The organism is Nitrosomonas sp., assembly GCF_019752415.1.
Classification (GTDB): Bacteria; Pseudomonadota; Gammaproteobacteria; order Burkholderiales; family Nitrosomonadaceae; genus Nitrosomonas.
In genome coordinates this window covers 20302-31956 of sequence record NZ_JAIEME010000063.1, presented here as the reverse complement: position 1 = coordinate 31956, position 11655 = coordinate 20302, and the positions used below count along the sequence as shown (strand labels likewise).

Genomic DNA, 11655 nt, shown 5'->3' with positions numbered 1-11655 from the left:
GATAATACGATTGATTGGAATAGATTCAAGATTCTGATAGAAGACAAAGACCCGTCCGATGGATATTTTCAACAGGATGTAGTTATAATGACCTGCGTATATAAAATTTTGTATTAAAGATGCTATGCAACGATCAGTCTATCGCAAGCACATTGGCGTCATGTTGCTGACTGCCGGTTTGATAAGCGGTTGCGCTTCCATGTTTTCCGGCACTTCGCAGCGATCGACAGAAATACGCGGTGATCAAGCGCCTAAACTTACCGCTCCTTACAACAAGCCTTATAAAGTACAAGGGATAACCTATTATCCGATGCGATCAGCTGCCGGATACCGGGAAGTCGGTCATGCATCCTGGTATGGCTCAGAATCAGGCAATCGCACTGCCATGGGTACGCGTTTCGATCCTCACGGTTTAACCGCCGCCCATAAAACGCTTCCGTTGCCTTCCAAAGTCAGAGTCACTAACCTGCACAACGGCCGCCATGTCGATGTCCTCGTCAATGATCGCGGACCTTTCAAAAAAGGCCGAGTCATCGATTTATCACACGGTGCTGCAAAAAAAATTGGCCTGCACGGCGTGGCTAAAGTCAGAATTGAATATCTTGGCGATAAAATCAGCCAGAAGTAATAACTGGGCTGAAATACTAGTTTCCATTTGATAACGGAAGAAGACTAAGAAGCGTAGTTCCTGATGACGTTATTTCATTAACTCCAGCTTGCAGAGATTCTTGATGTAGATTTCTTGCCGCCCAATTGCCACAGAATATAAAAAATGGGACTTGGGGATCTACGGATCGAATCTTCAAGGCAAGATCTATTCCCGCCTTTCCACCCTCAGGACGTCCCATGTCCGAAATAATCATGTCATATGAATGTGATTTGAATTTCTCAATGCCTTCATTAGAACTTAGTTCGACATCCACTTTCACCCCTCTGTCCTCAAACAAAGCGACTAAAAAACTATTATTCTTTGGCTGATCATCAACCCAAAGAATCCGTTTGGTGCTTGGAGTAAGTGATTTGGTTACTCGTGCAGCATCATTTTTGGTCAGTTGCTTTTCTAGCTCTGCCAGTTTTGACTGAATGTCATCAAGAATTCGACGTTGCTGTTCCGACACTTCTTCCATTGTAAGTTCATTCCCTGCTATTTTGATCTTAAACTTTCTGGAGTGTGCTGATTCGATCAATTTTTTAGCGGGTCAGAAAATTTGAATAACATCAGAGCAAAAATGACTGGCCATGCTAGCGATGCAAGAGCGATCAAGAGCTTAGAGAGTGATTCCATATGCATTCCATCAAAAAGCTATTAATAGTAAACAAACCTCAACTTAAAACATAAAATTTGCTACGTCAATGATGTAGCAATAAGAAACGATCATTAACTGAAATTCTGAACCTAGCCATGTTGTTGTTGCGAAGAAATTTCTGAACAAGCGGTTTTACTAATCAATCCCTACTAAACAGAGTATCCTTCCGAGTTGATATATCATTACCCCTTTTGGGGGAATGTGATCTTGGTTAAAATTACCGGATTGGTTGGGGAAGAAACTTTTTTGAGCGTTGGATAAAAGCGGAATGACCACACGAACTATACCGGCCGAGCGTGCTAATGCCATGTTGTCTGTTATCAAGGAGTTTCAAGGCCTGTCACCCAAAGCTATAGAAATGGTTGCGGCTTCTTGTCAGTGGCATCGCTATGAAACCGGTAATGAAATTGTGCGCTATCATGATCACACTAACAGCGCTTTTTTCATCGCCCAGGGTAAAATTCGTGTCATTTATCATGGCTTGTCGGGGCAAGAGGTTATCTGTGTGATTTGCCCACGGGTGAGATGTTTGGTGAATTGACAGCGATTGACGGCTATCCCCGCTCGGCAACGGTGATTGCCCGAACCAGTGTGCTGTTGGCGTCTATGTCTGCGCTGGATTTTCAGAATCTGATTTATTCCAATCGCCAGATAGCCGAAGTTATTCTGAAGCGCTTGACCGGGCAAGTTCGCCGTTTGACCGAACGCGTATATGATTACAGTACACTGGCTGTGCGTAATCGTATTCAGTCGGAATTGCTGCGTCTGGCAAGGAATCACATGGCATCTGCGAATACTGCAATCATCTCTCCGGCGCCAACCCAGACTGAAATCGCCAATCTGGTCAGCACGCATCGTGAAGCCGTATCGCGAGAACTGAATAAGCTGGTAACAAGTAAGCTTATTATGCGGCAGGGGCACGATTTGCATGTGCTGGATGTAGCTAAGCTGACTGAAATGGTCAATGCGGCGCGCGGCGGTCTCTAATGGAAATCTTGCAGTAACATTTCCTGATTACAATCTCTTGATTATTTGTTATGCCGTGCTTAAATGTGGCAAACTTCGCAGTTGAACTTATTACGGGTCTATTAAATTCGTGTCCCCTTATGAACTTTTCATTGGTTTGCGTTATACGCGCGCCAAAAAACGCAATCATTTCATTTCATTCATTTCATTAATTTCTCTGATGGGCATTACGCTGGGGATGACTGCGCTCATTACAGTCATGTCGGTCATGAATGGTTTCCAGAAAGAAGTGCGCACACGGATTCTAGGCGTCGCTTCGCATGTTCAGATCGGCAGCATTCATGGCAATCTGAGTCACTGGCAGCAAACCGCAGAAGAAGCAGCTAAGCACCCATTCGTAGAAGCTGCCGCACCTTATGTCAATGCGCAAGGCATGCTATCGCACAACCAAGTTGTTCAGGGGGTTGTTGTGCGCGGTATTCTGCCAACAATGGAAGATAAGGTGGCGGATTTTGGAAGAATGATGGCTAGCGGAACGCTGGATAATCTGGTGCCGGGTGAATTTGGTATTGTCATCGGCATGGAATTGGCGCGCTCTATGGGTACTTTCCTCGGTGATAAAATCGTTTTAATTTCGCCGCAAGGGCAGGTCACGCCTGCGGGCATTTTGCCACGGCTGAAGCAATTCACCGTGGTCGGTATTTTCGAAGCCGGGCACTTTGAATATGACTCCGGATTGGTTCTGATTCACATGTTTGATGCGCAGAAACTTTATCGTATGGATAACGATGATGTTTCCGGTGTGCGCCTTAAGCTGAAAGATTTGTTTCTGGCACCCCAAGTTGTTCAAGAATTACCCGCGATGCTGACGATCGACAGCTATATCAGTGACTGGACAAAACAGCATGCCAATTATTTTCGTGCAATCCAGATCGAGAAACGCATGTTATCGCTGATTCTCGCATTGATTATTGCGGTGGCAGCGTTCAATATTGTTTCCACATTGGTAATGGCGGTGACCGACAAAGAATCGGATATCGCGATATTACGTACCCTTGGCGCAAGCCCGCGCAGCATCATGAAGATATTCATTGTGCAGGGAACGTTTATTGGCGTTTTTGGCACAATTTTGGGGGTCGCGGGCGGTATGTTGTTAGCCTACAACGTGGGTGAGGTGGTGGCGTTTATTGAAAGTTTGTTCCACGTTCAGTTCTTATCGCGAGAAATTTATTACATCAGCACCATTCCAACCGATCCACAGATGGCAGATATCACCACCGTTGCTGTGACATCATTTGTCCTCAGTCTGCTGGCAACGATTTATCCCAGTTATCGTGCTTCCAAAGTGAATCCAGCGGAGGCGTTACGCTATGAATGATACCGTTATTTCTTGCCGCAATTTGGTTAAACAGTTTTCTCAGGGTGATTTGGCAGTTCCGGTATTGAAAGGCGTTAATCTGGATCTGATTAAAGGGGAAATGCTGGCAATTGTCGGCGCCTCCGGTTCCGGCAAAAGCACGTTGCTGCATATACTCGGCGGACTGGATGCACCGACGAGCGGGAATATCCGGATTCTTGGACAGGATATTGCGCAAATCAATGAAGAAGAACGCTGCCGGTTACGCAATGGGTCGCTCGGCTTCATCTACCAGTTTCATCATTTGTTACCGGAATTCAGCGCGCTGGAGAATGTGGCTATGCCGCTGCTGATTCGTAGGTTGCCGAACCAGGAAGCCTATGACCGGGCAGAAGATATATTGAAACAGGTTGGCTTGAGTCATCGTTTGACACATACACCCGGTGAATTATCCGGCGGTGAACGCCAACGCGCTGCGGTTGCGCGTGCATTGGTTACACAACCCGCCTGCATCCTGGCTGATGAGCCTACCGGAAATCTTGATCGGCAGACAGCTGAGAGCGTCTTTGATTTGATGCTGGAGTTGAACCATAGAATTAATGCCAGCCTGGTCATTGTCACGCACGATTCCCGTCTTGCCAATCGTGCTCAGCAAATCAAGCAATTGATCGACGGCGTTCTATGCGACATTCCAAATGCATAATGACTACGTGAACAAACCACCGATTATTCATCTATCTTTATAACCGGCTTATGCGTACTTTATTTACGTACATTATGGTTTTTCCCCGGCGCAGCGCTTTTGTTCTGATTGCATTGCTGATTGCCGGTATCGCCGAAGGCTTGAGTTTAACGGCGCTGCTGCCTTTATTATCGATCGCTGTCGGCGATTCAGGCGAATCGGGCGATTCGGGCATCGGTAAATTCATGGAGAAAGCGCTGCAAGATATCGGCATTGAACCCACGTTGGATGCGATCTTGATCATTATCGTTGGCGGCATGTTTCTCAAAGGTGTGGTGTTGCTGTTGGCTAATCGTCAGGTCGGTTACACCGTTGCGCATGTAGCGACGGCCTTGCGCCTGGATCTAATTGAAGCTTTGCTGGCTAGCCGGTGGCAATACTATTTACGGCAACCCGTCGGATCACTTGCTAATTCGGTTGCGACGGAAGCGTATCGTGCGGCCAACGGTTTTGAGCACAGTGTCAACGTGCTGGCGCTTGCTATTCAAGTACTGGTATACGCCATCGTCGCATTGTTTATTTCATGGGAAGCGACACTGGCTTCATTAATTATCGGCTTATTCCTGTTAATTGTGTTGAATCGCTTAGTCAGCGCAACCCGGCGTGCAGGTAACAAGCAAACCCAATTGCTACGTAATTTATTAACGTACTTATCCGATGTGCTCAGCTCGGTGAAATCACTCAAAGCCATGGCGCGAGACAACGTTGCCGATGCTATTTTGCACGAACAAACGCAACACCTGGAAAAAGCCACGCGCCGGGAAGTGATGAATCGAGCCGCGCTAACTGCGCTACAAGAACCCATACTAGCTGCTCTGACAGCCAGCGGCTTATATCTTGCCTTGGTGGTGTGGCAATTATCCTTGCCGGAAGTCATGTTGATGGTTTTTTTGCTGACGCGTATTCTAGGGTTATTGAATAAAACACAGCGCAGACACCAGCAACTGGCCGCGCAAGAAAGTGCTTACTGGGCTTTACGTAAGGCTGCCGAGGATGCGCGTGCAGCGGCGGAAAGCGCAACGGGAACACTGCAACCTACCTTACAAAAAGGTATTACATTGCAGCATGTTAAATTTGATTATGGCCAGAAAACTATTTTCAAAGATCTGAATATCGAAATACCGATCAACTCATTTACTGCGGTCATGGGGCCATCCGGCGCCGGCAAAAGTACATTGCTGGATCTACTCTGTGGACTGGCCGAGCCGCAATCCGGCGAAGTTCAGATTGACGGCGTATCGCTGCATGACATCAATCTTCGCCAATGGCGCCACATGATTGGCTATGTTTCGCAAGACACTATTTTGTTGCATGACACAGTAATGAATAACATTTTGGTCGGAGAGCCCGCATTGACTGCCGTCGATGCAGAACGAGCGTTGCGTCAGGCCGGTGCTTGGGATTTTGTCAGTGCTTTGCCGGAAGGATTGCAAACGGTCGTGGGTGAGCGCGGCGGGCTACTTTCCGGCGGACAACGCCAGCGTGTCGCCATTGCACGGGCGCTGGCTCACAACCCATCCTTCTTGATTCTGGATGAACCCACCAGCGCATTGGACCCGGAAAGCGAAAAAACTATTTGCGAAACGCTACAGAAATTGGCCAAAGATTTGACGGTTATTGCTGTTTCGCATCAACCGGCTGTCATCAATGCCGCAGATCGTGTGTTTATACTTTCCAATGGTGTGGCTGAACCGTTGTCGCAGGCAGCAGCGCAATTGAATCACGAGCCCAGCAGTTAAAAATCATTTAAATGCTATTTGCCCGGTTGATTGCATGGAATCTGCTTGAGCTCTTGTCTGGCGTCACTCCAGGCCAGTGAACGGTAGTCAAAGCCATTTTCAATGGTTGGTTTAATAATGTCGAAGAAGGGCGATATGTCGAAATCGCGCGGTGTGTACAGACTATGATGGCGTATGTGGTAGATCTCCGCATAGCAATCAGCTTGCATCGGATTATCTGACCAGGTGCGTTGAATCTCCGGTAAGATCGGATAGCGCACTGATTCAAACGCTTGCGCGATCAGGGTTGAACAGATAGCGCGTGTCGGGTCGCTGCTGCCTAGGGCCAGAAGGCGTCTGCGGAATCTTGTGGGAACGGGTAGAGTAGGAAGAAGATAGCGTAGGAGATCGAAAATGTGTTTTAGGTCATAGTGTTGACCAATGCGCGCAATGACATAATCGACGACCCGTTTGCGATCCTCATCGTTCAAACCGACAGGACGGCAAATCCGCGTGTGCATTTGCGCATAATGTGCCAGTGTTATTGCGCGCACTCCTTCCTGCAGATCGGCTTCAATCAGTACCTGTGGAAGTTGCCAGGGTGCGCTGGATGGCAATACATCGCCAATGTAGATGGCTGCATGCGACCAGGTGGATTGCGTAAGATATTTGATAGCGACACTGATACGGGCATTTCCTTCAACTAATAGAACATCTCCGGGTTGCAAGGTTGCTGCGAGTTTTTCCTGACTGATCGTAGCAACTTGAGTGCTTTGTCGCACCGGTTTGGTTAGGAACCGTGCCAGACCGCGGCCTACAATTTCAGTTACCTGGCCCATCAATTTTTCCTTATGACGATAAGTATTGGTTTGATTCTGCTATTTACATGGCTATGTGAGGTAAAACAGCAAGGCATCGAACAATTTCAATATCACAATTTTATTCAATGAAAGCAGCTTCTATTATAGGTGTCTACAATGCGTTTTGTGATAGGTAATTTGCCTGTTAATGATGAATGAGCATACTTTCTATTTGATGGCACTAGCGATCACCATTGTTATCGTGACAGCCTGCGTTGTATTACATTACGAGGCATTGCGTTTCTTAAGCCGTACGGTGGGCATACATATGCATAAACGCATTGGGGTGCTGGTGGTGATGCTTGGATTGTTGGTTGCACATGTGCTGGAAATTCTTATATTTGCGCTAGGCTATCTCGTCATGCAATATGGTTTGGGATTGGGACATATCACTGGGATGACCGAAGATAATTTATTTGATTTTATTTATTTTTCATCTGTTGTGTATACGACAGTCGGATTCGGTGACTTATTACCGGTTGGAGCCATACGCATATTGACTGCTGCTGAAGGTCTGGCAGGATTGGCGATGATTACTTGGTCGGCTTCTTTTACCTTTCTGGCCATGCAACGTCTATGGCCGCATTTATTGACACAATCGGACCGCAATTTTAAAGATTGACATAATGAAGATTCTTTCTGAGAACTGTGCAAAACTAAGGCATAGAAGCCACTAGAACAGCATTAATTTGACGTTTACAAAAACAGATAGTCTTGAAATGCTGATGGTAACTGAAAGTTAAGCGTGCGATGCGTTCACAAATTCTGGATTCATCAGGTAGAAAAATGCCCTATAAATCAATCCAAAACTTGGATGGATCGATTTTGTGGAATACGAAACCCATCCATCCATTCAAGTTTGTTTTATTCGGTGGTTTATTTCAGGTTGCTCATATCCTGATTCAATTTGCTTTTACATTGTTCTACCTTGCCGCCCAAATCTAGTAATCCAGCAGTTCTCATACATTCGTTATATTCAAATAAAACGTCATTCTTTTTCTGAGCAGTTTCTAACGAAGCGGAAAGTTGCTTAACTTGCTGAGCAATATTCTTTAAATTGATATCCGAAATTGTGACGCCAATCCCATCAATACTTTGTTTTGTTTCATCCAGTTTCTTCAATGATTCTTGATTGATTTTTTTGGCCTGTTCAGCAAAAGCCTGATTGGCTCTACCGGAGTAATTTTTTAATTCATCAACGTTTTGTTGGGTAATGCCAGCCAATTTCTCTTGATAATTGTTGAGCTCACCTTGAACAAAGGTATTGATGCCTTCTTTGAAGCCATCCAATGAACTGTCAATTTCCTGCTTAAATGCTTGCATCTTCTTTTCGACTAATTGTTTAACGTCATCATCCAGCTTCTTCACGATCGTGTCAGAGATTTTTTCAACAGGAGGCCGTGAGTCGATAATTTCTGTTTTGGCTGCACTCAAGCTGGATTTGATGTCATCGGTGAGTACTTTTTGCTTATCATCAATTTGGCTAAGCGCATCTTTCTCATTCTCTGCAACTAACCACGCAATCAGCAGGAGATCTTTTTTCTTCTCCTGATCGAGACCAAGAATCAGTTGATCCAGCATGTTGGTAGCAACTTCTTTATCCCCGACATCTTTCAGATGGCTTAAATTAGCAGAATTTAATATGTCCTGCAGGTTGCCATGAATCTCTTTGACATTCGCATCTGCTCTGGCTAATACGATCGACTGGCGATACAGTTCATACGGCAAATAAACCAATGCCAGTAAAGCGCACACAACGGAGGCTGCAGTTTTCCATCGTTTGTTTTGAATAAAAAAACTCAACCCAAGAAATACTAAAGCTAAAATGAAAACGGGCATTAAAATTTGCACGATCTCTAGCCAGCCTCTTTCTATCAATGCTTCAATCGAAACAAATTTCAACACTTTGGCAATAAACTCGTTCATTAATGACTCCCCGTACGACGAAAAAATGTAATTAAACGTAACAGCTTTTTTTAGGATACTGATAATTTATCATGGTATCGCCGATTTGATTGAACAAACTTTGGAATTTGTTACTGCGTGCGTAAGCTGGACACGCGTGTACCCAGCAAGAAATTTCATCGGGGAGAAATATGCGCATGGCTGCATCGTATTGGCAGGCCGGTATGTGTTGCAGCGCATATCCGGAGTTGCATCCTGAAAAATGTAGGGCGGATTAGCGGTTTCATCGCGTAACCCGCCATGCACTTATCGTTTTGAACTGCTCTCGTTGGGTTACGCCGATGCTTACGCATTACTAACCCACCCTGCATTTCTCTCTTCTTAGGTTTTGGCGATAATTTCTTGTAACTCTTGAAACAATAAGCGAAAGCTTTTCGGCGGCTTATCAGCTGCTTTTTCCTTGTGCGCACTCCGGATCAGCAACCTCAAGCGCTGTAAGTCAGCTTGCGGGTATTTCTGCGCAAACTCGGTGAGGGCATGTTCATCACTCAGAAGACGTTCGCGCCATCGTTCGAGCTGATGCAGCCGGGCGGTTTGGTGCACCGATACCTGATGCCAGGAATCGAGCTTTTCTTGGATCGGCAGTGCATCAATTTCGCGCATCAAGCGGCCTATGTATTGCATTTGCCGGCGGCGTGCGCCGTGCTTATTCATGGGCCTGGCAAGGTTGATGGCGTCGATTAAAATTTCCGGCAGATCAAATTCGCTCAATTTCTTTTGATCCAATTCTACCAATTGTTCGCCAATTTCCTGCAATGCGTGCATGTCTTTCTTACGCCGGGTTTTGCTCGGCGTTGCGTCTTGTTCGGTATCGTTTTCCGGGGTATTTTGCACGGTAACCTGTGTAATGCGGTGTCAAGAAGCTGCTATCATAGCGCTTTACAAGAATATTTTCGCCTTTGATTTGTTTCCACGATTGAAGTTTTTTATCTAAAATCCAGTTTAAATTCTTTGTCACAACGCTATTTATGAACAACTTACCCGTTTCAGATTCCCGATTCTCTTATCTGCTCAGCACACTGCAGCAAATTGCCCAAGACATTTTGGCGCATGCCAAAAAAGGCGGTGCGACTGCTTGTGAAACCAATGTCTCCGATGGTTTTGGTCAAAACGTTACCGTGCGGCAGAGTGCGGTTGAAACGATTGAATACAATCGTGACAAAGGACTGTCGGTGACAGTTTATATTGGGCAGAAGCGCGGTCATGCCAGCACTTCCGATTTCTCACCGCAAGCTATCAGCGATACGGTTGCGGCCGCATTGTCGATCGCCCGCTATACCGCGAACGACGACTGTGCCGGATTGGCGGAAGCAGAATTATTGGCACAAACATATCCGCACCTGAATTTGTACTTCCCCTGGGAATTGAATGTCGAGGGGGCCATCGAATTGGCAAAAGAGTGCGAACAAGCGGCCTATGAAGTGGATAAGCGCATTACTAATTCCGAGGGTGCCACGATTTCAGTCAGTGAATCGCAATTTATCTATGCGAATAGTCTGGGTTTTATGGGAGGATATCCACTTTCTCGCCACAGTATCAGTTGCGCCATGATCGCTGAACAGGGCGACAGCAAGCAACGGGATTACTGGTATAGCGTTGCGCGTGATGCCGCTGATCTGGAAGCGGTGGAAAGCATCGGGAAAAAAACGGGTATGCGTAGCGCGGCACGACTGGGCGCAAGAAAAATCGCCACCTGTGAAGTGCCTGTATTGTTTGAAGCGCCAATCGCTTCCGGATTGGTCGGACATTTTGCTTCGGCGGTGAGCGGCGGCAATCTTTACCGGAAATCTTCCTTTTTGCTGGATAGCATCGGGAAACAGGTTTTTGCATCCGATATTCAGATTCTTGAATTGCCGCATCTGCATAAAGGCCTGGCCAGTGGCGCATTTGACGATGATGGCGTAGCGACAGTCGAACGCAAGGTGGTGGAAAATGGCATCGTGCAGGGTTATTTTCTGAGTAGTTATTCAGCCCGGAAACTGGGGCTGCGCACAACGGGAAACGCCGGCGGTACGCATAATCTGATTATGCAGAATGCGGCGCCGATGCGTTTTGATGCGTTATTAAAGAAAATGGGTACAGGCTTGCTGGTAACGGAATTAATGGGGCATGGCATCAATGCGGTGACAGGCGATTATTCGCGCGGCGCTTCCGGTTTCTGGGTGGAAAACGGCGCAATCAGTTATCCGGTCGAGGAAATCACCATTGCTGGCAATTTGAAAGATATGTTCCAAGGAATTCTGGCGATTGGTGACGACGTCATAGTGCGCGGATCCAAACAGTGCGGATCAGTTTTGATCGATCGCATGACCATAGCCGGTGGTTGAAAACATTGTATGGGTCGATTGTCTCAACACCAAACAGCGCGATGGGCATTTACCGAACGGTGTGGTTCCGTTTGCTTTCTCGTAAGAGCTTATGAATACTCTCGTGATGTTTTTTAGCTGGTAGAAAAATAACTCGCCGGATTCCAAACAGGAAGCTCTACATTCATCTCTTCCTCAGAAGAAAAATAAACTCCTTGTCAGATTCAGCTAGCGATAATAACTCATTCCCGGTTTGCTCAGCAAAAACCTGGAAATCAATCACGGAACCCGGATCAGTGGCAACAATTTTCAAGGTTTGTCCGCTGATCATTCCAGCCAGCGATTGTTTGGTGCGCAAGATAGGCAATGGGCAAACTAAGCCGCGCGCATCCAGTTCTTTGTCTATTGTCTGCATTTTCCGGTAGAGTAAATTG

The 11655-nt window shown here is 46.3% G+C and carries 14 protein-coding genes; 9 read left to right on the top strand and 5 right to left on the bottom strand.

The genetic code is table 11. From position 1 onward, the window contains the following. Positions 1–124: 124 nt before the first annotated feature. On the top strand, positions 125–628 hold the full coding sequence (locus tag K2P83_RS10520; RefSeq protein WP_292928930.1) for a septal ring lytic transglycosylase RlpA family protein: 504 nt from the start codon (positions 125–127) through the stop codon (positions 626–628). 16 nt (positions 629–644) lie between these two features. On the opposite strand, the gene K2P83_RS10515 is transcribed toward K2P83_RS10520, so the two are convergent. Further along, complete coding sequence (locus K2P83_RS10515; protein ID WP_292928929.1) at positions 645–1127, bottom strand: response regulator; 483 nt, start codon at positions 1125–1127, stop codon at positions 645–647. Between the two features lie 448 nt (positions 1128–1575). Here K2P83_RS10515 and K2P83_RS10510 point away from each other — a divergent pair, with 448 nt between their 5' ends. The 5 genes from K2P83_RS10510 to K2P83_RS10490 all read left to right on the top strand — a co-directional run bounded on the left by K2P83_RS10510 (position 1576) and on the right by K2P83_RS10490 (position 6111). Beyond that, positions 1576–1848 (top strand): cyclic nucleotide-binding domain-containing protein, encoded by a 273-nt coding sequence (locus K2P83_RS10510; protein WP_292928928.1) that lies wholly within the window; start codon positions 1576–1578, stop codon positions 1846–1848. Continuing rightward, complete coding sequence (locus tag K2P83_RS10505) at positions 1833–2294, top strand: Crp/Fnr family transcriptional regulator (RefSeq protein ID WP_292928927.1); 462 nt, start codon at positions 1833–1835, stop codon at positions 2292–2294. Before K2P83_RS10510 ends, K2P83_RS10505 begins: the two co-directional genes overlap by 16 nt. Positions 2295–2403: 109 nt before the next feature. Beyond that, entirely contained in the window at positions 2404–3651 is a 1248-nt protein-coding gene (locus K2P83_RS10500) for a lipoprotein-releasing ABC transporter permease subunit (RefSeq protein WP_292928926.1), read from the top strand. After that, positions 3644–4333 (top strand): lipoprotein-releasing ABC transporter ATP-binding protein LolD, encoded by a 690-nt coding sequence (lolD, locus tag K2P83_RS10495; RefSeq protein WP_013967219.1) that lies wholly within the window; start codon positions 3644–3646, stop codon positions 4331–4333. Before K2P83_RS10500 ends, lolD begins: the two co-directional genes overlap by 8 nt. A gap of 50 nt (positions 4334–4383) precedes the next feature. Continuing rightward, positions 4384–6111, top strand: coding sequence for an ABC transporter ATP-binding protein (locus K2P83_RS10490; protein WP_292928925.1), 1728 nt, complete (start codon positions 4384–4386; stop codon positions 6109–6111). 14 nt (positions 6112–6125) lie between these two features. On the opposite strand, the gene K2P83_RS10485 is transcribed toward K2P83_RS10490, so the two are convergent. Then, positions 6126–6929: a YiiX/YebB-like N1pC/P60 family cysteine hydrolase gene (locus tag K2P83_RS10485; protein ID WP_292928924.1), complete on the bottom strand. Its 804-nt coding sequence runs from the start codon at positions 6927–6929 to the stop codon at positions 6126–6128. A gap of 172 nt (positions 6930–7101) precedes the next feature. Here K2P83_RS10485 and K2P83_RS10480 point away from each other — a divergent pair, with 172 nt between their 5' ends. Continuing rightward, entirely contained in the window at positions 7102–7572 is a 471-nt protein-coding gene (locus K2P83_RS10480) for a potassium channel family protein (RefSeq protein WP_292928923.1), read from the top strand. 254 nt (positions 7573–7826) lie between these two features. Here the strand turns inward: K2P83_RS10480 and K2P83_RS10475 are convergent, their stop codons facing one another. Beyond that, positions 7827–8876, bottom strand: coding sequence for a hypothetical protein (locus K2P83_RS10475; RefSeq protein WP_292928922.1), 1050 nt, complete (start codon positions 8874–8876; stop codon positions 7827–7829). A gap of 85 nt (positions 8877–8961) precedes the next feature. On the opposite strand from K2P83_RS10475, the gene K2P83_RS10470 reads away from it, so the two are divergent. After that, positions 8962–9114, top strand: coding sequence for a hypothetical protein (locus tag K2P83_RS10470; RefSeq protein WP_292928921.1), 153 nt, complete (start codon positions 8962–8964; stop codon positions 9112–9114). A 122-nt stretch (positions 9115–9236) separates the two neighbouring features. Here the strand turns inward: K2P83_RS10470 and yjgA are convergent, their stop codons facing one another. Further along, a complete protein-coding gene (yjgA, locus tag K2P83_RS10465) occupies positions 9237–9749 on the bottom strand; it encodes a ribosome biogenesis factor YjgA (protein ID WP_292928920.1) in 513 nt (170 codons plus the stop codon). Between the two features lie 134 nt (positions 9750–9883). Here yjgA and pmbA point away from each other — a divergent pair, with 134 nt between their 5' ends. Further along, a complete protein-coding gene (gene pmbA / locus K2P83_RS10460; protein WP_292928919.1) occupies positions 9884–11242 on the top strand; it encodes a metalloprotease PmbA in 1359 nt (452 codons plus the stop codon). A gap of 163 nt (positions 11243–11405) precedes the next feature. Here pmbA and K2P83_RS10455 read toward each other — a convergent pair whose 3' ends face one another. Continuing rightward, positions 11406–11636 carry a sulfurtransferase TusA family protein gene (locus tag K2P83_RS10455; RefSeq protein WP_292928918.1) on the bottom strand — a complete coding sequence of 77 codons (231 nt, stop codon included), beginning with the start codon at positions 11634–11636 and terminating at the stop codon, positions 11406–11408. Positions 11637–11655: the final 19 nt, after the last annotated feature.

Coding starts and splice junctions, on each gene's coding strand:
- lolD (WP_013967219.1), top strand. CDS start 3,644: ATGAATGATACCGTTATTTCTTGCCGCAATTTGGTTAAACAGTTTTCT.
- K2P83_RS10475 (WP_292928922.1), bottom strand. CDS start 8,876: ATGAACGAGTTTATTGCCAAAGTGTTGAAATTTGTTTCGATTGAAGCA.
- K2P83_RS10455 (WP_292928918.1), bottom strand. CDS start 11,636: ATGCAGACAATAGACAAAGAACTGGATGCGCGCGGCTTAGTTTGCCCA.
- pmbA (WP_292928919.1), top strand. CDS start 9,884: ATGAACAACTTACCCGTTTCAGATTCCCGATTCTCTTATCTGCTCAGC.
- K2P83_RS10485 (WP_292928924.1), bottom strand. CDS start 6,929: ATGGGCCAGGTAACTGAAATTGTAGGCCGCGGTCTGGCACGGTTCCTA.
- K2P83_RS10505 (WP_292928927.1), top strand. CDS start 1,833: ATGTTTGGTGAATTGACAGCGATTGACGGCTATCCCCGCTCGGCAACG.
- K2P83_RS10490 (WP_292928925.1), top strand. CDS start 4,384: ATGCGTACTTTATTTACGTACATTATGGTTTTTCCCCGGCGCAGCGCT.
- K2P83_RS10520 (WP_292928930.1), top strand. CDS start 125: ATGCAACGATCAGTCTATCGCAAGCACATTGGCGTCATGTTGCTGACT.
- K2P83_RS10480 (WP_292928923.1), top strand. CDS start 7,102: ATGAATGAGCATACTTTCTATTTGATGGCACTAGCGATCACCATTGTT.
- K2P83_RS10515 (WP_292928929.1), bottom strand. CDS start 1,127: ATGGAAGAAGTGTCGGAACAGCAACGTCGAATTCTTGATGACATTCAG.
- K2P83_RS10510 (WP_292928928.1), top strand. CDS start 1,576: ATGACCACACGAACTATACCGGCCGAGCGTGCTAATGCCATGTTGTCT.